This window comes from Aliiroseovarius sp. M344 (assembly GCF_025140835.1).
GTDB lineage: Bacteria > Pseudomonadota > Alphaproteobacteria > Rhodobacterales > Rhodobacteraceae > Aliiroseovarius.
Genome location: NZ_CP081153.1, coordinates 1363148 through 1383220, shown reverse-complemented (window position 1 = coordinate 1383220; position 20073 = coordinate 1363148). Strand labels below are relative to the sequence as shown.

At 56.7% G+C, this 20073-nt stretch carries 23 protein-coding genes and 1 tRNA gene; 7 read left to right on the top strand and 17 right to left on the bottom strand.

Translation table 11 applies throughout. The features are described from left to right. Positions 1-9 precede the first annotated feature (9 nt). From K3556_RS06770 to K3556_RS06730, 9 genes are all read right to left on the bottom strand, one after another. A complete protein-coding gene (locus K3556_RS06770) occupies positions 10-1359 on the bottom strand; it encodes a DNA-packaging protein (protein WP_260518955.1) in 1350 nt (449 codons plus the stop codon). Continuing rightward, entirely contained in the window at positions 1286-1636 is a 351-nt protein-coding gene (locus tag K3556_RS06765) for a hypothetical protein (RefSeq protein WP_260518954.1), read from the bottom strand. Before K3556_RS06765 ends, K3556_RS06770 begins: the two co-directional genes overlap by 74 nt. A gap of 182 nt (positions 1637-1818) precedes the next feature. Further along, positions 1819-2979, bottom strand: coding sequence for an endolytic transglycosylase MltG (mltG, locus tag K3556_RS06760; RefSeq protein ID WP_260518953.1), 1161 nt, complete (start codon positions 2977-2979; stop codon positions 1819-1821). Continuing rightward, positions 2979-4241 carry a beta-ketoacyl-ACP synthase II gene (gene fabF, locus K3556_RS06755; protein ID WP_260518952.1) on the bottom strand — a complete coding sequence of 421 codons (1263 nt, stop codon included), beginning with the start codon at positions 4239-4241 and terminating at the stop codon, positions 2979-2981. Before fabF ends, mltG begins: the two co-directional genes overlap by 1 nt. A gap of 195 nt (positions 4242-4436) precedes the next feature. Beyond that, positions 4437-5180, bottom strand: a complete 744-nt coding sequence (locus tag K3556_RS06750; protein ID WP_260518951.1) for a 1-(5-phosphoribosyl)-5-[(5-phosphoribosylamino)methylideneamino] imidazole-4-carboxamide isomerase — start codon at positions 5178-5180, stop codon at positions 4437-4439. A gap of 175 nt (positions 5181-5355) precedes the next feature. Beyond that, entirely contained in the window at positions 5356-5589 is a 234-nt protein-coding gene (locus tag K3556_RS06745; protein WP_260518950.1) for an acyl carrier protein, read from the bottom strand. 212 nt (positions 5590-5801) lie between these two features. Further along, complete coding sequence (gene fabG / locus K3556_RS06740) at positions 5802-6539, bottom strand: 3-oxoacyl-[acyl-carrier-protein] reductase (protein ID WP_260518949.1); 738 nt, start codon at positions 6537-6539, stop codon at positions 5802-5804. A 57-nt stretch (positions 6540-6596) separates the two neighbouring features. Beyond that, positions 6597-7541, bottom strand: coding sequence for an ACP S-malonyltransferase (gene fabD, locus K3556_RS06735; protein ID WP_260518948.1), 945 nt, complete (start codon positions 7539-7541; stop codon positions 6597-6599). A gap of 143 nt (positions 7542-7684) precedes the next feature. Next, on the bottom strand, positions 7685-8365 hold the full coding sequence (locus K3556_RS06730) for a hypothetical protein (protein WP_260518947.1): 681 nt from the start codon (positions 8363-8365) through the stop codon (positions 7685-7687). A 288-nt stretch (positions 8366-8653) separates the two neighbouring features. On the opposite strand from K3556_RS06730, the gene rpsF reads away from it, so the two are divergent. From rpsF to rplI, 3 genes are read left to right on the top strand one after another with little or no spacing between them, the layout of a single operon-like run. Then, positions 8654-9010 (top strand): 30S ribosomal protein S6, encoded by a 357-nt coding sequence (gene rpsF / locus K3556_RS06725; RefSeq protein WP_260518946.1) that lies wholly within the window; start codon positions 8654-8656, stop codon positions 9008-9010. 19 nt (positions 9011-9029) lie between these two features. Further along, positions 9030-9257: a 30S ribosomal protein S18 gene (gene rpsR / locus K3556_RS06720; protein WP_068246410.1), complete on the top strand. Its 228-nt coding sequence runs from the start codon at positions 9030-9032 to the stop codon at positions 9255-9257. Positions 9258-9269: 12 nt separating this feature from the next. Continuing rightward, positions 9270-9899 (top strand): 50S ribosomal protein L9, encoded by a 630-nt coding sequence (rplI, locus tag K3556_RS06715; RefSeq protein WP_260518945.1) that lies wholly within the window; start codon positions 9270-9272, stop codon positions 9897-9899. A gap of 89 nt (positions 9900-9988) precedes the next feature. Here rplI and K3556_RS06710 read toward each other — a convergent pair whose 3' ends face one another. Together K3556_RS06710 and K3556_RS06705 are read right to left on the bottom strand one after the other, a co-directional pair. Further along, on the bottom strand, positions 9989-10162 hold the full coding sequence (locus tag K3556_RS06710; RefSeq protein WP_260518944.1) for a hypothetical protein: 174 nt from the start codon (positions 10160-10162) through the stop codon (positions 9989-9991). An 8-nt stretch (positions 10163-10170) separates the two neighbouring features. Then, the gene (locus K3556_RS06705; protein WP_260518943.1) at positions 10171-10908 is read right to left on the bottom strand and encodes a glycerophosphodiester phosphodiesterase family protein; all 738 of its coding nucleotides are present in this window, start codon (positions 10906-10908) and stop codon (positions 10171-10173) included. Between the two features lie 279 nt (positions 10909-11187). Here K3556_RS06705 and K3556_RS06700 point away from each other — a divergent pair, with 279 nt between their 5' ends. Then, positions 11188-11691 carry a lytic transglycosylase domain-containing protein gene (locus K3556_RS06700; RefSeq protein WP_260518942.1) on the top strand — a complete coding sequence of 168 codons (504 nt, stop codon included), beginning with the start codon at positions 11188-11190 and terminating at the stop codon, positions 11689-11691. Between the two features lie 66 nt (positions 11692-11757). Here the strand turns inward: K3556_RS06700 and tig are convergent, their stop codons facing one another. Both tig and K3556_RS06690 read right to left on the bottom strand, forming a co-directional pair. Then, entirely contained in the window at positions 11758-13089 is a 1332-nt protein-coding gene (gene tig, locus K3556_RS06695) for a trigger factor (protein ID WP_260519189.1), read from the bottom strand. A gap of 21 nt (positions 13090-13110) precedes the next feature. Continuing rightward, a tRNA-Leu gene (locus tag K3556_RS06690) sits at positions 13111-13195 on the bottom strand. Positions 13196-13463: 268 nt separating this feature from the next. Between K3556_RS06690 and K3556_RS06685 the strand changes: the two genes are divergently transcribed. Continuing rightward, a complete protein-coding gene (locus K3556_RS06685) occupies positions 13464-13967 on the top strand; it encodes a Hint domain-containing protein (protein WP_260518941.1) in 504 nt (167 codons plus the stop codon). On the opposite strand, the gene K3556_RS06680 is transcribed toward K3556_RS06685, so the two are convergent. After that, on the bottom strand, positions 13964-15649 hold the full coding sequence (locus K3556_RS06680) for an NAD(P)H-hydrate dehydratase (RefSeq protein ID WP_260518940.1): 1686 nt from the start codon (positions 15647-15649) through the stop codon (positions 13964-13966). The genes K3556_RS06685 and K3556_RS06680 overlap by 4 nt on opposite strands. Before the next feature lie 167 nt (positions 15650-15816). Here K3556_RS06680 and K3556_RS06675 point away from each other — a divergent pair, with 167 nt between their 5' ends. Then, positions 15817-16155: a P-II family nitrogen regulator gene (locus K3556_RS06675; protein WP_260518939.1), complete on the top strand. Its 339-nt coding sequence runs from the start codon at positions 15817-15819 to the stop codon at positions 16153-16155. 38 nt (positions 16156-16193) lie between these two features. Next, positions 16194-17600, top strand: coding sequence for a type I glutamate--ammonia ligase (glnA, locus tag K3556_RS06670; RefSeq protein ID WP_260518938.1), 1407 nt, complete (start codon positions 16194-16196; stop codon positions 17598-17600). 120 nt (positions 17601-17720) lie between these two features. On the opposite strand, the gene K3556_RS06665 is transcribed toward glnA, so the two are convergent. From K3556_RS06665 to K3556_RS06655, 3 genes are all read right to left on the bottom strand, one after another. Further along, entirely contained in the window at positions 17721-17978 is a 258-nt protein-coding gene (locus tag K3556_RS06665) for a hypothetical protein (RefSeq protein ID WP_260518937.1), read from the bottom strand. Positions 17979-18243: 265 nt separating this feature from the next. Further along, a complete protein-coding gene (locus tag K3556_RS06660) occupies positions 18244-19014 on the bottom strand; it encodes a heme-dependent oxidative N-demethylase family protein (RefSeq protein WP_260518936.1) in 771 nt (256 codons plus the stop codon). A 53-nt stretch (positions 19015-19067) separates the two neighbouring features. After that, the gene (locus K3556_RS06655) at positions 19068-19976 is read right to left on the bottom strand and encodes an endonuclease/exonuclease/phosphatase family protein (RefSeq protein WP_260518935.1); all 909 of its coding nucleotides are present in this window, start codon (positions 19974-19976) and stop codon (positions 19068-19070) included. Between the last annotated feature and the right edge of the window lie 97 nt (positions 19977-20073).

Here is a 20073-nt window from a genome sequence, read left to right as displayed (position 1 = left end):
AAAAACTCTTTAACCAAGCGTACGCACCTGCGGTCTGCGCCACGTCGCAGCGGGCGCGATGATCAACTCATGCAAGGCCCAAACCAACGCATCAACGCGATCCGGGCTGCCCTTTCCCTCAAAACCATGAATGGTCATGCGACACATCTGATCTTCCAGCGTTGGCATGCCACCCGCATGAGTGACACGTCCCTGCTCATAAAGCGCGGCAACGGGTTCGGCCCGCGCCGATTTGCCCCGCGTCGCGCGTACGGCGCGAAAGGGAACTGTTGGATCAATCTGGCGGATCACCGATTCCACCAGATCGCCGCCTTGGTTGACCTCAGCCACCAATCGGTCCGCATCGTGGCGGCGCATGGCGTCTAACGCGGCCGTCGCCCATTCCGAGGGGCTGGCGGCCGAGACGCTGGCATCCTCCAGCACCACTGCACGCCAATCGCCGGGCGTGCCCTGCGCCATCACGCCAGCGACAATAATCCCACATTCGTCCGAGCCCTTGTGACCCGTGACAGGCGGATCCACCGCGACCACCACGCGATCAAAGACCGGCAAATCGCCGGTGGCGCGCGCATTGTCCAAACCAGCCATGGTCCAAAGCGCACCCTCGGTGTCCTCCAACAGCACACCGTCCAACTCCTGCCGCCCCAGACGCGTGTCGGCATAGCGCGAACGCACTTCTTCAAGGAAACTTTTCGCAAGATAGGCGCGGTTGGCCTCTGTCGGGGCTTGCGTCGTGACGGTCGAGGGGTTTTTCAGGATCGCTTTCAGAACCCCGACATTGCGCGGCGTGGTGGTGACGCATTGCCGGGGATGGTTGCCAAGGCGCAGGCCAAACTGAAGCATATCCCAGGTTTCTTCGGCCTTTTTCCATTTCGCTAACTCGTCCACCCAAGCCGCATCGAATTGCGGGCCACGCAGGCTTTCTGGTTCATAAGCCGAAAACACCTGCGCCACGGCGCCATTGGGCCAGACAAGGCGTCGCCGCCCTGACTGCCACTCAGGACGACGATCGGGCGGCGAACAGGCCAGAATTCCGCTTTCGCCAAAAATCATCACCTCGCGCACCTGATCGATCGTTTCACCCACCAAAGCGACCCGCTTTGATCGACCGGGGTCAAGGGGACCTGCCCCTTCAACCTCGGCGCGCACCCATTCGGACCCGGCGCGGGTTTTCCCCGCGCCACGCCCTCCCATGATGACCCAAGTGCGCCAATCCCCATCGGGTGGCAGCTGGTGATCCAGCGCCCAGAACTCAAACAGGAATGGCAAGGCTATCAGCGCGCCATCACTCAGGTTGTTCAGAAACGTCTCCCGCTCCTCTTGCGTCACGCAGGCAAGCCAGTCGGCGCCCGATTTCATCTCGGGCCTGAGCAAGGTCGAGTGCACCTGCTCCGGCCCCGCCAAAGGCGTTGCTATCACTTTGTTCAAGACGTTTCCTTTCCTCAAATACAGTTTGCATGGCACGGCGCACCTCGGTCACGGCTTTCGCCAATCCCGGTGTGGTCTCGCAATCGGCCAGTTCCGCCGCGCTCAACTGTCGGTCCAGCTCTTTCAAAACGCGCAGAAAAAACGCGTCCGCGATCTTCAGGTATTCTTCCGAAGCCGCGTCCTTCCCCAAGGGCGTGATCATTGTCATTATTGTGTCTGCCTCTCATGCTCTTCTCCGCACGAGCGACATGAAAAAACGGCCCCGGGCAGGTGCCCAAGGCCGTTACATTCATGTCTTCTAGCGTATGTCAGAACCTACGGGCGACCGTGCGCTCTGTCAAATTGACCTGCCGCAACAGCGTGCGGCAACGGCATGATTTATTTACCAAATCACTGGTTCGCGCGCTCCGCCTCAATCTCGCGCCATTTGGCGACATTGCGGTTATGCTCATCCAGCGTCTTCGCAAACGCATGTCCACCAGTGCCGTCAGCCACAAAGAAAATGAAATCCGTCGTGTCCGGGTTCATTGCGGCTTCGATGGCGGCCCTGCCGGGGTTGGCAATCGGAGTGGGCGGCATGCCGTCAATCACATAGGTGTTGTAAGGAGTCTCGGACCGCAACTCGCTTTGCCGCAATCCACGACCCAATGCGCCTTGCCCCTTGGTGATGCCATAAATCACCGTCGGGTCCGTTTGCAAACGCATCCCTTGGTTCAGGCGGTTCACGAACACGCTGGCCACCTGACGCCGCTCTTCAGCCACGCCAGTTTCTTTTTCCACAATTGACGCCATGATCAGCGCCAGTTCAGGGCTGTCATAAGGCAAATCCGCTGCACGAGCCTCCCAAGCTTGCGCAAGGATTTCCGATTGCGCCGCTTGCATGTTTGCTAACAGTGTCGCGCGATCCGCGCCCACTTTGACTTCATAGCTGTCGGGGGCCAACGTCCCCTCGGCGGGCACTTCACTAACATCACCGGCAAGGAAATCTGCTCGGCTCAGGCTGTCCACGATCTGCCAGCTTGTGACGCCCTCTGCCAAGGCAATGCGATAGCGTGTATCGCTTTCGTTACGCACCTTCGTATAGGTTTCAGGTGCGGCGCCTTCCAATTCGGCGGGCTTGAATTCTGCAGTGATTTCATATTCTTGCGTGGCCGGATCTAATTCTCGCACCTGAACTTCGGCATTCAACACACCGATCCGATAAACAACTTCTGTGCCACAGGTCGATGCACCACCACGGGTGACCACATCGACGATCTCTTCCATCGACGCGCCTTCTTCGACCAAAAACGACCCAGCTTTCAACGCCGATTTCTTTTCAGAATACTCCACACCCAATCGGAAGATCGTGGCATTCGAAATCGCGCCCTGTTCGGTCAGCTTGTTGGCCACCCGAGAGAAATTAGAGCCCTTCTCAACCCTCAGGCAGATAGCCTCAGCCAGCGGACCCGGATTAGAATACTGTTTCTTGCCCCAAGCAATCACGCCAATCGCGACGATCATGATGACGACAAACAAACTCAGTGCGTTCGAGGCAATGTTGCGCCACATCAGTCAGCGACCTTGCCCATGATCAGGCTCGCATTGGTGCCGCCGAAGCCGAAGCTGTTGGACAGAACCGTATTGATCTCGCGCTTTTCTGCTTTGTTGGCGGCAAGGCTCAAACGCGACTTGATCGCGGGATTGTCCAGATTAATCGTCGGCGGAGCGATCTGGTCGCGCAGGGCCAGAATGCAGAAGATCGCTTCGACCGCGCCCGCGGCTCCCAGCAGGTGACCGATCGAGCTTTTGGTCGAACTCATCGTCGCCTTATCTGCGGCATCACCCAGCAGACGCTCAACAGCGCCCAGCTCGATAGTGTCTGCCATGGTCGAGGTGCCGTGCGCATTAATATAGTCAATCGCAGACGGTTCCAGACCCGCTTTGGCAAGGGCGGCCTTCATCGCGCGGAACCCACCGTCGCCATCCTCGGACGGGGCTGTAATGTGGTAGGCATCGCCGGAAAGGCCATAGCCCAACACTTCAGCATAAATCTTTGCACCGCGCGCCTTGGCGTGCTCGTATTCTTCCAAGACGACTATGCCAGCGCCTTCGCCCATGACGAACCCATCACGGTCCGCATCATAGGGGCGGCTCGCGCCCTTGGGGTTGTCTTCCCCTTTGGTGGACAGCGCTTTACAGGCGTTGAACCCGGCAATGCCCAACTCGCAAATCGCAGCCTCGGCCCCGCCTGCAATCATCACATCGGCGTCGCCCGTCTGGATCAGACGAGACGCGTCGCCAATCGCATGTGCGCCGGTCGAACATGCGGTAACCACCGAGTGGTTGGGGCCCTTAAAGCCGAACTTGATCGAAACTTGGCCAGAAATCAGATTGATGAGTGATCCGGGAATGAAGAACGGCGATACGCGGCGCGGCCCGCGCTCGTGCAAGGTGATCGAGGTCTCAGCGATCGTCGCCAATCCGCCGATACCCGACCCAATCATCACGCCTGTGCGCTGGCGGCTTTCTTCGTCTTCCGGCAACCAGCCGGCATCCTTGACGGCCATTTCAGATGCCGCCAGTCCGTAAAGGATGAAGTCGTCCACTTTGCGACGCTCTTTTGGCTCCATCCAATCATCGGGATTGAAAGTGCCATCCGTGCCATCACCCAAAGGTACCTCACAGGCATATTTTGTGGTGACGCGCGACGCATCGAACTTAGTAATCGGACCTGCGCCCGACTGTCCGTCAAGAATACGTTTCCAGGTTTCTTCAACTCCACACGCAAGAGGAGAAACCATGCCCAGACCTGTAACGACCACTCGACGCATTATGCTGCCCTTTCTCAGGAAGTCTTTCATCCCACGCTTGATAGCGCGGCGGGGGGTTGAGGGGCAAGAGGCGTTCGGTCCGTCAGGCAAAAGCTGCCGATGAGATGACTTCTGAGCCGAGGAACTAAGACGCCAGCCGGTGACACCGACGCAAAACCCACGCGTCACCGGCCAACATTTTGTTTTCGCAAAAGATCAGATGAACTCTGCCCTGGCCTCTGGGTTCGGTCGCGCCACCGCAAGTGCTTCACCCAGATCCACGGTTTTCGAGAAAAGCGCGCGTCCGATCAATGTGCCAGCAATATTGGGGACATATTTCAGCCGCGCAACGTCGTCCAGTTCATGCACTGTTCCTGATGCGATGACCTGATGGCGGGTCGCGCCTGCCAGTTTACTCAGAAGCCCCAGCTGAGCGTCTGGTTGATCAATGTCGCTATCGATATCGGTGATCAACACAGCGGCCAAAGGAACATCCGCATAGGAGGCTAAAAAGTCCTCGGGCGTGATCGCCACGGGGTTGCGCCATCCATCCGTCATCAACTGGCCTTGCCAGATGTCCGCAGCCAGAACGATCTGGTCGGGAAAGCGGTTGGTAAGACCCTTCACCATATCAGGGTCGCGCGCTGCAATGGTTCCCAATACCACGCGCCCAACCCCTTTCTCGATCCAGTTTTCAACCGTGTCGCGGGTGCGGATACCGCCCGCAACCTGCACAGAACACCCCGCCTGTTTAATGATGTCCTCGATCAGCGCGGTATTATCACCCTTGCCGTCAACCGCATCGAAATCGGTGATGTGAATCCATTCCGCACCGGCCTCGACGAAGCTCAGTGCCGTCTCAATCGGGTCGACATGCCAGATCGAAGGCTCTTCAAGACGCCCCCGACGCAGCGTGACGCAACGCCCGCTCTGTAATTCAAGGGTCGGATAGATAATCATGGATCGCTTCCTTCGCCAAACCAATGGTGGTCTAGTGAAATAGTAGCACACCCCAAAAAGCGTTTCTAAAATCGGCTCAATGCGCGCTGAAAGCGGCGTTGGTGCCGAAACCGATACAAAAAGAAACGGCCCGCCGAATGGCAGGCCGTTTCAAGAACTAGATGATCCTGAAAGCTTAGACGGCTTTCGTGATGAATTTCACGGCGTCGCCGAATGTCTGAATGGTTTCAGCAGCGTCATCCGGAATCTCGATACCGAACTCTTCTTCGAAAGCCATAACCAGCTCGACTGTGTCCAGGCTGTCAGCGCCAAGGTCGTCGATGAAAGAGGCCGATTCCGCAACCTTTTCCTCTTCAACACCCAAGTGCTCAACAACGATTTTTTTCACGCGATCTGCGACGTCGCTCATGATAAATCCTCACGTTTTTTCAGGCACATGGCCTTTTTCGATAGACCCGGGATGGGCCGCTCTGTTTACGGCGTATCACGCCGACTTCCCCCACCCCGAAAGGTATGTTGGAGAAAAACATGCGCCGCCTATAGCACATCGTAATAGATAGGCAAACGCTTTAGACCTTCAATAGGCAAGGTGGCCGGACGTTGCCCGGCCGCCCTGACCGCTCACAACATTGCCATACCGCCATTCACGTGGATCGTCGCTCCCGTGGTGTAACCTGCCTCCGAAGACGCAAGGTAAAGGACTGCTGCCGCGATCTCTTCCGGTGTGCCCATACGCGCGGCAGGTATTTGGGCGTTGATCTTTTCTTTCTGATCATCGGTCAGCTTATCTGTCATCGCGGTCGCAATGAACCCCGGTGCTACGCAATTCGCCGTAATGCCGCGGCTTGCGACCTCATATGCGATTGATTTGGTCAGCCCCACCATGCCCGCCTTCGAGGCCGCATAATTCACCTGACCCGGGTTGCCGGTCGCGCCCACGATCGAGCTGATATTGATGATCCTACCCCAGCGCGCCTTCATCATCGGGCGCATCACACCACGGCACAACCGCATGGTCGAGGTCAGGTTGACGTTGATCACGCTGTCCCATTCCTCATCCGACATGCGCATGAAAATCTGATCGCGGGTGATGCCGGCGTTATTCACCAGAATATCGACCGATCCCATCGCCTCAACGGCCTGCTTTGGCAAGGCGTCAACCGCTTCGCCGTCTGACAGGTTGCACGGAAGCACATGGGCGCGTTCGCCAAGCTCTGCCGCCAATGCTTCAAGTGGTTCAACACGTGTGCCCGATAACGCAACCGTCGCACCCGCCTTATGCAAGGCTTTGGCGATCTCGCCACCGATCCCACCCGAAGCACCTGTCACGAGTGCATTTTTACCATTCAGATCAAACATCTGAGCATCCTTTTTCAAGTTGAGCAGGAGCCGCGGTCATGCACGGCCACCACACATTCATACTGCGTTGAACGCCTCTAGGGCCGCCAAGACATCTTCGGGCGTACCGACCGCACGCGTCTCGACATCTTTGGCGATGCGCCGGATCATTCCAGACAATGCCTTGCCCGCACCAATTTCCCAAATTTCTGTGACACCTTTGCCCGCCATCCACGTCACGCTCTCGCGCCAACGGACAGAGCCAGTAACCTGCTCAACCAAGAGCGACCGGATCACTGTGGTGTCGGTAATGCTTGCGGCGCGCACGTTTGCCACCAATGGAACCGCTGGTTCCTTCATCTCGATATGTGACAACGCTTCGGCCATTGCTTCGGCGGCAGGCTCCATCAATGCGCAATGAAAAGGTGCGCTGACCGGCAACAGCACAGCACGGCGGGCACCTTTGGCTTTTGCGATCTCGACGGCGCGCTCAACCGCCTCTTTATGTCCAGAAACAACCACTTGCGACGGGTCATTGTCATTGGCAGCTTGGCAGACCTGATCATGGGCCGCTTCCAGCGCCACTTCCGCTGCGGTTTCAAAATCCAATCCAAGCAGCGCGGCCATCGCACCAACGCCAACCGGAACAGCCTCTTGCATCGCTTTACCGCGCACGCGCAACAGGCGGGCCGTGTCTGCAATTGTGAAGGTGCCAGCCGCAGCCAAAGCCGAATACTCGCCCAACGAGTGGCCCGCGACATAGGATGCCGCGTTGATCGAAACGCCTTCTGCCTCAAGCGCGCGCATTGCGGCCAACGACGTTGCCATCAGCGCTGGCTGGGCATTCTGTGTCAGCGTCAATTCTTCCTGCGCGCCTTCCCAAATAAGGGCCGACAGCTTTTCACCAAGCGCATCATCCACTTCGTCAAAAACCGCTTTTGCCGATGGATAGGCATCCGCAAGGGCCTTGCCCATTCCAATACTCTGGGCGCCCTGCCCGGGAAAAACAAATGCGCGGCTCATGGGCTCTCCTTTTGCTGCAAAGCTTTCCCAACGGGCATAGCGCGCAGGCGCGATTGGTGCAATCCGCTTTGCCAGAAATGAAAACTGGCGCTGCAATACCAATTGCGCGCCAGTCTTGAAACCTCATGCTGTATTACAGCGGTTTAGGGGGCTGTCACCTGCGTCAACGAAATGGCCTTGCCTTCTGCCAATGTTGGCCAAGGCTTGTTGGGCTTCACGGTCCGCCGGGCCCCGCTGAGATCCTTAGCCAGTTGCAACTGGATTGGCTCGAGCGCTTCCACGTCACCTGAAATGATCTCGAATGCGTCCATGCCGCTGCCAATCCGCGCGTAAAGTCCTGCTTCAGCGTCATCATCACTGCCGCGCAGGATCATGAACGAGCCGATTTCACCAAAAGGGATACGCGTTTCCTGGCGGAACCGGTTCCAGCCATCTATGTATCCTATGCGCATTTCCCGCTTATCAATGTCAACCTGAGCTTCGACCTGACGTGCGTCGCGCCCGTACCAGAACAGCAGCCAGCCAACAACAAACAGAAGCCCGGTCAGACCAATCTTCATGGCCATAATCAACGGGTCGGAAAACGCACTGGCCGAAAAAGACCAAACGCCTGCGATAAGAAGCAGCAAGACCAAGCCGACGAAACGGCCCACTGCATGGGTGATCCGCATCAGTCCCGGTGCTGACCCTTCTGCCGTCAAGCGATACCCGAACTGGGCCTTGAATACTTTCGGAGTCAGATGGGTCATGCTCATCAACTGTTGAAAGCTGATCTTTGGCTCATTGATTTGCATTCGTTCGCCCCCCTTCATTGTCTTACGCATTCTTTCAACGCGTCCAAGGTGGCTGATAATGCAGCAATCACCCTTTATGTATGGATCACATGCAACTGTGACGGCATTGCGGCGCAGGTCTGGTAATTCGCGGGCATTCGCAATTGGCAACCTAGCGGGCTGGGACGGCCACATCCGCCTTGCAACACTGGACCAACCGTGTATAAGGCACCGTCCTTTCCGTGTGTTTTTGAACCGCGTGGCCTCTCGTGGATGGGTGGCGGAAAGGCATGAATACCCATCCTTTGAAGCGCGCTTGAAAATAGAACTGGAGTTCACATGCCGATGTATGAGCATGTCTTCATCTCGCGTCAGGACTTGTCCAACACGCAAGCTGAGAACCTCATCGAACATTTTGGCACTGTACTGGGTGACAACGGCGGTAAAGTCGTTGACAGCGAGTACTGGGGTGTCAAAACGATGGCCTACAAGATCAACAAGAACCGCAAGGGTCACTATGCGTTCCTGAAAACCGATGCACCTGCACCGGCTGTTCAGGAAATGGAGCGCCTGATGCGCCTGCATGACGACGTCATGCGCATTCTGACGATCAAGGTTGACGAACACGCCGAAGGCCCGTCGATCCAAATGCAAAAGCGTGACGAGCGCGGCGACCGCCGTCCCCGTGACCGCTAAGCTGGAGAGGACCTAAACCATGGCAGCTAAACCATTTTTCCGCCGTCGCAAAGTATGTCCGTTCTCGGGCGACAACGCGCCGAAGATCGACTACAAAGACACGCGCCTTCTGCAGCGTTACATCTCTGAGCGTGGCAAGATTGTCCCCTCGCGGATCACCGCTGTGTCGGCCAAGAAGCAACGCGAACTGTCGCGCGCCATCAAACGCGCCCGCTTCCTCGCCCTGCTTCCCTACGCCGTGAAGTAAGGAGATCTGATTATGCAAGTTATCCTTTTGGAACGTGTGGCCAAACTTGGTCAGATGGGTGACGTCGTTGACGTCAAGCCGGGCTTTGCCCGTAACTTCCTTCTGCCCCAAGGCAAAGCGCTCAGCGCGTCGCAAGCCAACATCGCATCCTTTGAAGCCCAGAAAGCGCAGCTTGAAGCGAACAATCTGGAAACCAAAAAAGAAGCCGAAGCCCTGGCCGCGAAACTCGACGGACAACAGTTCATCGTGATTCGGTCCGCATCGGATGCTGGTGCGCTTTATGGCTCGGTTACGCCCCGTGACGCAGCAGACGTTGCCACCGAAGGTGGTTTCACCGTCGACAAGAAGCAGGTCGCTCTGAAAGCCCCGATCAAGTATTTGGGTCTGCACACTGTTCACGTGATCCTGCACCCCGAAGTCGATGTTGAAATCGAATTGAACGTCGCCCGTTCGGCAGAAGAAGCCGAACTGCAAGCGTCGGGCAAATCGATCCAGGAACTGGCCGCGGAAGCAGAAGCTGAAGCAGAGTTCGAGATTGCCGAACTGTTTGACGACATCGGTGCCGCTGCGTCGGAAGACGACGATCTGGCCGAAGCCGTCGAAGAAGAAGCCCCCGCAGAGGACGCTTCGGAAGAGGACTAAGTCCACTTATAAAGAACACCAAAGGCCGCTCCTGCTGGGGCGGCTTTTTTCGTTTAGGGTGATAATCTGTGCTGACGAAACAGCGCCGATCATTGCTTTTGACGCCCCAGAACTTCCAAAAGGAGCTCAGGTTGGCCGGTAACAACTGAATACCCTTGGTCAAGCACTGCCTGCCAAGGATTTGGGTCGCCTTTCTCCAACAAAGCGTAATCCTCTGGGCCATCCCACCCACTATAGACGGCGAGAAGGTTCAACTCGCTCATTCTCGCTCTCAGGTTTCGCGTAAGACCGCTGCTATCAACCCAATATGATCTAGCGCCGGGCCAAGCTGTTCGAAAATCCCCTCGAGTTCTGCAAGGTAATCATTCGATCGAAACGGTGCGACCGCGACACCTACACCTGTAGCGGCCGAAAGGTCGCGCAGCTTGCTCTGGTTTGTGTCTGGGTAGTAGAGTTCAAAAAGCATGAGGTTTTCTTTGTTCTGGCCATTCAGAACGACCGCAAGGCTTTCAACCTCATAGGATTTCAGGCCAAGTATGACCAGAATCCGGCCATCGATGAAGTCGAGCGCCTCTTCGAGACTGGGCACAGGATGACGGCCACCATCCTCACCGCCCGCAATTCTTAACTCCTGGATGTGCTTTAGTGAATAGTCGCCAACAAAGTCACGCCCGCCTCGCTGTGCCCGTGATGGTCCATCGGGCGGACCATCTGGGAACACCTGTTCGACGTCCGTCATGCGGTTCAGAGTATGGTCGTGCATCAGGATATAATGATCATCAGCGGTGCGCTGTGGGTTGATGTGTATCACGTCAATGCCCCGATTTATCGCATGTTCAATCCAAGCCAAGGTGTTTTCGGGATGTCCGCCAATCATCGCACTGCGATGCGCGATCACAGCCGGGGCATGTTCATCTGCGAACCGCTTCACAAAGCTTTCTTGCGCCAAAGCCCCGGTTGCCAGAAATGTTACCACGCAAAGACAAACGATTGTGCCTGATCTCAGCATTTCCACCTCCGTTCGATTTTTGTCCACGCAACAAGCAGATTGGAAGACAACCTTATCCCTAAGAGGAATGCTAGCGACTGCACAGGATGCCTGCGTTGATCTTACACAACTCAGTCCTGTGGCTGACCCTTGGTTATGACAAACCGTACTGGCATACTGTGAAGCTAAACAAAGATCGAATAGCAGACTTCGGTCCACAGAAGCCCTGGTCAGCGCGCGACCGCCGACAGCGATATTACCCACTACCCGACCGCGTATTGCGAAATTATAGTGCGCTCCATGAAACAACTCCCCCGACGCACCGTTCTTATTGCCATTCCATCAATCGCCCTTACGGCCTGCGCTGGCCGTGGTGACCCCAATCGAAAGGCAACCGCAGACGCTTCGATCCAGGCTCGTTTTGACCCACCACTTTATCCAAACGAAACGCCCGAACTGCGCGCGCTCATCAACAAATGGGCCGATCACCACCAGATCCCTCGCGAACTTGTGCACCGACAAGCGGTGCGAGAAAGTACCCATCGGCCTTGGGCCCGCAATGGTCCCTATTGGGGTCTTTTACAGATATTGCCACAGACTGCCCAAACCATGGGTCATCGCGGCCCGACAAAAGAACTTCTTAACCCTGATGTGAACCTGAAATACGCAGGTAAGTATTTGCGCGGCGCCTATCTGGTTTCGGGTGGCAACATTGAGGGTGCGATGAAATGGTATGCGCGGGGCTATTATTACGAAGCCAAACGCCTTGGGCTACTGGTCGAAACCGGCCTGCGACCGGGCTGATGACCCAGCACAAATAAAAAAGGCCGCCCAATCAGGCGGCCTTTTTGGTAATCGGCAAAGCCGGTCTTATTCGTCTTCGAGCGCCTCAACGGCCTTTTGCAGGTCGTCTTTGGACACTTCTTTTTCCGACACTTTGGCCAGCTCGAAAACATAGTCGATGACTTTGTCTTCAAACAACGGAGCTTGAATCTGCTGACGCATCTGCGGGTTTTGTTGAACAAATTCAAAGAACTGCTTCTCTTGGCCCGGGTATTGGCGCGCTTGGTTCATAACCGCTTGAGTCATTTCAGCGTCAGATACTTCAATCTCGGCTTTCTGACCCAGTTCAGCCAGCAAAAGACCCAAACGCACACGGCGGCCGGCCAATTTGGTATGCTCGTCCGTCGGCTCGACTTCCGGATGGTCGTGGCCTTGCACGTCCGGGTTTTCTTCGTGCCACAGCTGGTGGGCGATCTGCTTGGCTTCGGCGTCCAAAAGCGACGGCGGCAAATCGAAACTAACCAGTTTGTCCAGCTCGTCCAGCAGGCTACGCTTCATCACTGCACGCGCCGCACCCGAGAATTCGGCTTCCAGACGTTCACTGATCTGCACTTTCAGCGCTGCAAGATCGTCGGCTCCGAATTTCTTGGCCAACTCGTCATTGATCTCGGCGGCAACCGGTTCTTTGATCTCTTTGACCTTGCACTCAAAGACAGCGTCTTTGCCGGCCAGGTTTTCAGCGCCATACTCGGCAGGGAACGAGACCTTCACTTCGACGTCGTCGCCGGCTTTTGCGCCAACCAACTGTTCTTCAAAGCCCGGAATGAATGAGCCAGAGCCCAGAACCAGCGGGTAATCTTCAGCAGCGCCACCGTCAAAAGCTTCGCCGTCAACTTTGCCAAGGAAGTCGATCACAACCTGATCGCCATCTTTCGCCTTCGAACCTTTTTTGCGGTCTTTGAAGTCCTGCGCGGTTTCAGCAAGATTGCCCAGCGCGTCTTCGATGTCCTTGTCACCGGCTTTTACAACCAGCTTCTCAAGCTTCACTTTTTTCAGGTCGACCTCGGGGATCTCGGGCAGAGCTTCATAGCTCATCTCGATTTCCACGTCGTCGCCTTCTTTCCAATCTTCATTGGTCATCTTCACGTCAGGCTGCATCGCCGGGCGATCACCGCTGTCCTCGAAATGCTTGCTCATAGCGCCATCGACAGCTTCTTGCATGGCTTCGCCCATCAGACGCTGACCAAACTGCTTTTTCAGCAGCGCCATCGGCACTTTGCCTTTGCGAAAGCCTTTCATTTCGACTTCGGGCTGCGCCTCGACCAGCTTTTCGTTGACTTTAGCGTCCAGATCAGTGGCCGGAACCACAATCTTATAGCCGCGTTTCAGACCTTCGTTCAGGGTCTCGGTGACCTGCATCATCTTGTCCTTTTCCATTTCTGGTGCGGGTGAAGGGAGTCGAACCCCCACGCCTCGCGGCGCCAGAACCTAAATCTGGTGCGTCTACCAATTCCGCCACACCCGCAAAAACCGTGGGCAGCCCGCGCCAAATCGGAGGGGCCGCCCAAATTCGCGCCCTTCTAGCACCAGTATGGGCGGGATGCGAGAGGAAAAACGCCCGCTTTTGCCTTTGATAGGCGGCAATGCGCGACGAATTGGTCACAGTGTTTTTGGCGATCCGCCGTCAGATGCCCTCACCCGGCAGAAAACGAGTGATTTCGCGCGCCAACTTGCTAGCCTACGCGCAACGAGCAGAGCCCACAAACCGGGCCACAGACGAAGGCAGGACGATTATGACACCTATCTCCCATACCGGGGGCGCGGTGGCTGGATTTGTGCGCAGCGCAACTCCGACCGCTGGTATTGGCCCCGGCGCATTGGTGCGCACATTGCACGGCGAACGTGCGATTGAGGCCCTTCGCCCAGGCGACCGCATCCTGACCTCCGACGGGGTACGCGCGCGCCTAACCTCCGTCAGTTGCCACATCGCGCCTGCCCGGTCGCTGTGCCGTATATCACCGAACGCGCTGGCCGAGGGGCGCGCGCGCACTAAGACAGGGCCGGTTGTCTTGTCAGGTCTGCAGCACCTTATGCTGCGCGGGTGGCTCGCGCGGGCGATGTTTTCACGCGACCGCGCCCTCGTTCCTGTGTCTGACATAGCTGACGGTGAACTGGTGCGCCGTATGGATATGGACACCGAGCTGCCCCTGTTCCAGTTGCATTTTGATGCGCCTGCGCTTGTCTGCGTGGGCGGGTTGGAGGTGTTGGCCACACCTGCGCGCCAGACAGCGTACTAGACCGACAGCTTCCGAAACACCTGCGGCAACATCTCGGGTAAGTCTTCTGCGATCAAACCCGGTCCGAACTCCAACGCGCATTCCACATGTAACCACGCCCCGGTTTCCGCCGCCTGCATCGGCGCGAAGCCTCGGGCGAGCAGTCCTGTGATAAAGCCCGCCAGAACGTCGCCCGATCCGGCGGTGGCCAGCCACGGGGCGGACCGTTCATAGGCGGCGGAGTTGATGGAACACGCCCCATCCGGCGCTGCGATCACCGTGTCCGGGCCTTTGAACAAGACCACACAGCCCGCCCGCGAAGCGGCTTCTCGTGTCGCGTTCACTTTGGAGTACGCCGGGCCTTTGGTCGCTGGCGCGTTCAGCTTCTCGGCAATGTCAGGGAACAGCCGCGCGAACTCGCCCGCATGTGGGGTGAGCACGCAGTTTTCGTGCAGCATGTCGAACAGTGCAGACGGATCGTCCTTGAATGCCGTCAGGGCATCCGCATCCAGCACCGTCGAGCGTTTTGCGGCCAAAACCACCGGCACCAAGTCCCGCGCACGATCCACGCCCAATCCGGGGCCAAGGCACAGCGCATTGAGCCGCTCATCCGCGAGCACCGCCTTCAACGTCTGCGCGTCCCCAACAGGCGACAGCATAATTGCATCCAACCGCGCCGCGTTTTCCTGAAGCGCGCCGGGTGTTGGGGCGACGGTGACAAGCCCAGCCCCGATCCGAAGCGCCCCGCGCGCTGCGAGCCGCGCCGCGCCGCCTTTGCCCGATTGTCCAGAGAGGATGAGGGCATGGCCGTGGGCATATTTGTGGCTTTGCGCACCCCTCCGCTTATCAAGATCGTTTCCGGGCCATGCACGCTTGGATCGACCCTTTGGAACGTCGAAATCTAGCAAGCGTGCCACGTCATTCGAATGCGGCCAGAGCAAGTGCGCCGGATGGCGATCCTCTTTGCCCAATCCGATGTCACATACCACCACTTTTCGACTGACATCCGACAGAACATGCCCAAGCTTGCGTCGATGAAACGCAATTGTCAGATCAGGTAGAAGAAGCCGCTTTGACGCGTCATTCTGCCACCACTCCCACTGACTCTCCCAGTTCTCTTCGTCTTCTGGGTCCCCGCTGAACTCAGGTAAAAGAAACTTACCGCTATCAGTATCCAGCCCAGAAGGGGTGTCTATCGCAACCCGATGGTAAGGCACCAGCCAGGGATGCCTATCGCCAACATCTTTTTTTTCAATCGCGTGAAATGCAAGCGCGCAATCGAGAGGTATCGCACGTGTGAGTCCCGTCCCGAACATCGCATCGATCAGCAACGTTGGCCGCGGCCCGGAAGCAACCGCGTCGACTTCTAATTTCTTTACTGCCCCCATCGAGCACCAGACGTCGTAATTTGTCCGAGCATCAGGCGGCAATTTTTCCGGGTCGCCAAAAAGAAACACTTCGACACCCCAACCTTTGTCCAAAAGCCTCCGTGCTGCCACAAACCCGTCGCCGCCGTTGTTCCCCGGTCCGCACAGCACCACCGCCTTATGAGAAGTCTTCGCGAGCTCTGGCCATTCCTCGAATATCGCCTCGACCACGCCCCTGCCCGCGCGCTCCATCAGTTCAAGCCCGGTGACCTCACCTGAGTCGATGGCCGCTTGCTCGATCGCCCTCATTTGGGTCGCTGTCAGCAGTTCCGTCATGGGTCTCCTTTCGCCATCTGCTCAATTCTTGAACCAACTGCCTATTTTTTGTGCAGCCAGCCGGAAATCAGTCAAAATAGACCGCCCTGCGTCAGCCTATCCAATTGTCGCGCCCAGTGGAAAGTGGTCTTTGGGTCGCAACGCGAGCAACCACATGAGGGATGCAGATGAAAAAGATCGAAGCCATCATCAAGCCGTTCAAGCTGGATGAAGTCAAAGAAGCCCTTCAGGACATCGGGGTGCAAGGCCTGTCGGTGATCGAAGTCAAAGGTTTTGGCCGTCAAAAAGGCCATACCGAGCTTTACCGGGGCGCCGAATATGTCGTCGACTTCCTGCCCAAAGTGAAGATCGAAGTGGTTCTGCCTGCTGATCAGGTGGACGAAGCCATTGAGGCGATCGTTGAAGCCGCCAAAACAGACAAAATCGGCGACGGCAAGATTTTCGTCAGCCCCGTCGAACAAGCCATCCGCATTCGTACCGGTGAAACCGGTTTGGACGCGATCTGACCCAATCTCGATAAGATACGAACCAGAGGATAATTGACATGAGCGTTAAAGACGTACTCAAACAAATCAAGGAAGACGACATCGCCTATGTCGACATCCGCTTCACCGACGTGCGCGGCAAGCTGCAGCACGTCACTGTGGATTGCGACCTTGTCGACGAAGATTTCCTGGAAGAAGGCTTTATGTTCGACGGCTCGTCGATCGAAGGCTGGAAGTCGATTGAAAACTCGGACATGAAACTCATGCCCGACACGACCACGACCTATATCGACCCGTTCTACGCGGAAAAAACGCTCTGCGTGCATTGCTCAGTCGTTGAGCCCGACACCGGCGAGAAGTATGGCCGCGACCCACGTGGCACAGCCGAAAAAGCCGAAGCTTACCTGAAAGCATCTGGCATCGGTGATGTGGCTTACATGGGCCCGGAAGCTGAGTTCTTCCTGTTTGACGACGTGCGCTTTTCAAACACCATGAACAAAGTGTCGTTCGAAGTGGACGCGGTTGACGCGGCGTGGAACTCGGACACCGAATACGAAATGGGCAACACCGGGCACCGTCCGGGCGTCAAAGGTGGTTACTTCCCTGTGAACCCGATTGACGACGCGCAAGACCTGCGGTCGGAAATGCTGACCACGATGAAACAGCTTGGCATGAAGACCGACAAGCATCACCACGAGGTGGCATCGTGCCAGCATGAGCTTGGCCTGATCTTCGACAGCCTGACCAAACAGGCCGACGAGTTGCAGAAATACAAGTACGTCATCCACAACGTGGCGCATGCCTATGGCAAGACCGCGACCTTCATGCCCAAGCCGATTGCCGGCGACAACGGCACCGGGATGCACGTGAACATGTCGATCTGGAAAGACGGCAAGCCGCTGTTTGCTGGCGACAAGTATGCCGATCTCAGCCAGGAGGCGATCTGGTTCATTGGCGGCATCCTGAAGCACGCCAAGACGCTGAACGCTTTCACCAACCCGTCGACCAACAGCTACAAGCGTCTGATCCCGGGTTTTGAAGCCCCTGTTCTGCGCGCCTATTCGGCCCGCAACCGGTCGGGATGTGTCCGTATTCCGTGGACCGAAAGCCCGAAAGCAAAACGCGTCGAAGCCCGCTTCCCCGATCCTGCGGCAAACCCTTATCTGTGTTTTGCAGCCCTTCTGATGGCTGGCCTTGACGGCATCAAGAACAAGATCGACCCGGGCCCCGCTCAGGACAAGAACCTCTATGATCTGCCGGCTGAAGAGCTGGAAGGCATCGAAACGGTCTGTGCATCGCTGCGCGAAGCACTGGACAGCCTTGCGGCCGATCACGACTTCCTGCTGGCCGGTGACGTGTTCACCAAGGATCAGATCGAAGGTTACCTGGATCTGAAATGGGAAGAGGTCTACGCCTATGAGCACACACCTCACCCGATTGAATACCAGATGTATTACAGCTGCTAAGGTCAAAGCTGTTAGCTGACGACAAAAACAAAAGGGCGCCGACATCGGCGCCCTTATCCATTTCAATCTATCAAACCTTCAGCAGAAGCAGCTTTTACCAGCCGTTCAGCTGCTGAATTATCAACTGCGTCCGCCTAACGAACGGTAGGTTTCCAATTGCTTGGCGCCCTGCTCAATGCAGATATTGTCGGCTTCCTGCTTCGACATAGTGTCCGGTTTGGCGATCGCTTCATCCCACTGAACCCGCTCTGGCGTATAAAGCTGGCAGGTGACTTTACCCTTCGGGGTATTCACCTCGACAGGTGTGCTTTCATAGCTGGATCTTACACAGCCAGACAGCACGACGGCTGAGGCCAGTACTATCAGTCCGATTCTCATCATTTTCTCAACCTTTCATACTAAGCTACTTATGAAGACGCCGCTGTTGCCGCAGCTCCCAAAAACTCTGTTGGTCAACGTTTAAAGTCTGCCCAAGCGATAGCCACCTGCGCCTATCTTTCAAAGCGTTATGTAAAAAAAACGTTCAAATTTTTGTTTTTCGCACCCAAAGATAGCAATTTTTGAATTAATTCAACCGAACAGCGATCCACGACCGTTTTCTCGCCGGATTGTCGCCACAGTCGCGCCAAACAAGCTAACGGAATTAGCTAACAGAATCAGTCGTGTCTTTTCGCACGACATAGGTGTGGATTGAAAACACCACCGCCTTGGTCTTTGGAAGACGTCGCATTCCCTGACGCTCGACCCTGATCCATTGAGCTTTTTGTGGGTCAGTCTGGCGTCGGTTTTCCTCGGTTCGCGGTTGGTGCAATTCCGGGTCATCATAAGTCAAACAGTTTGCCCGCCAAATGGGACGCTCAACCTGTATGCCGTCAAACAGCCGCTGCACCCGCAGTGCGATATCCGGCGTGTAATCATCGACAGGCTTGTGAATACGGATCAGCGGCTTCATGAATTTCTGGTCAAGCGACCAGCTTGCCGGGAAGCAAAGGATACCGCCAGTCAGCACGTGTTCGTCGCCGTGCTTTTCCATCAACACAAGGTCTTCCTGCACCAAAGCGCCACAAGTCAATAACGGTGCTTCCCGGTCAATCTGAACAATGCGCCTATCCGGGCAGGTTACGGTTTGCTGTGTGACGTCGAACCCGTCAATTGTCGCAAGCTCGAACAGTACCATATCCAACAATTCGCCCGCCGCAGGCCGGGCGGCATCACTCAACCGATGAACCACCGCTTCTTTGTCGCGGATCAGGGCAATCCGGTGCGCCATCTGCGCCCCGTAAGCATCGTCTTGCACCAGCCATTCGCCCGGTGCCATCGGTACGAGCCCGGGCAAACGACTTAGGCGGTCATCTTCCCAAGGGCGGATGGGCAGTACTTTTTGGCAGATTTCGACCACAGCAGGCTCCGTCATGAATATCTGCGATATTTCCGTGGTGGCGCAGGGGTTGGCAAGGGCCAACGGGCCTATTTTTCAAACGGCAAGGCAAACCGGGCAAAAAGGCCGAAATGGTCAGACCCTAGGCGCGAGACACGCTGCACGCTGCCATCTCCCCCGCTGACCAGCACATGGTCGATTGGCACGCGCATCCATCCCTGCGCTTTGGTCAGCGTGACATGCGGCGGGCCAATTCGTTCTGTCATGCTGGTGTCTGCGACGCGGTCCATCGCATGGCTCCAGGGAACCATATTAAAATCGCCACCAATGGCCAACGGTGCAAACGGTTCATCCTGCGCAAGTTCGGCCAGAATAGGCAAAAGGCGGGCAATATGGGCCGGTTGGCTTTTCGGCCAAGGCCAGTGCAAGTGGATAGACACGACCCAGACTGGTCCCTTAGCGGTCACTACCTTCATCGCCGCCAGACCGTCGGCTTCGGCACAGAACCCCGACCCCGCCACCATCGGCCAGCGCGACGCAACCGCCACGCCACCGATCGTCGCGAAGGGGCAAAACTGGCGCGCTTTGTATATCTCATCCAACTGATCGAAAACGGCCATGTTCGCGCCGCTAACCTCTTGCAACGTCAGAAAGTCCGGGCGACGCGCCAGTATATCGGCGGCCAGCAATCCGGGATCCTCGACCCGAAACCGCATGTTTTTTTGATAGAGGCTAAACTCTGCACCACCTGACGCGCTTACCGCACCGCTCATCCAATAAATTGGACCCAGTGACACTGCGGCAGCGACCAACCCCAACAGCGCCCACCGGCGCGCCGAGGCAATCCAAAGCAGGACAGCCAATATCACGATCACCAATGCAATCTGTGGACGGAACACGCCAAGGCTGTCACCTGCCGGATGGTACTTCCCCAAATAACCAGCGGCCAACAAGGTAAGTGCCAGCAGCAACAGTTTTTTTAGACTACGTTTGATCATGCGCTCTTGTTACCCGCATTGCCGAAAAAAGGAACATTCAATCACCCTTGCGTGAGCAACCCTCCGCCGATCTTGTGAGCTAAGCGCAGGATGACCA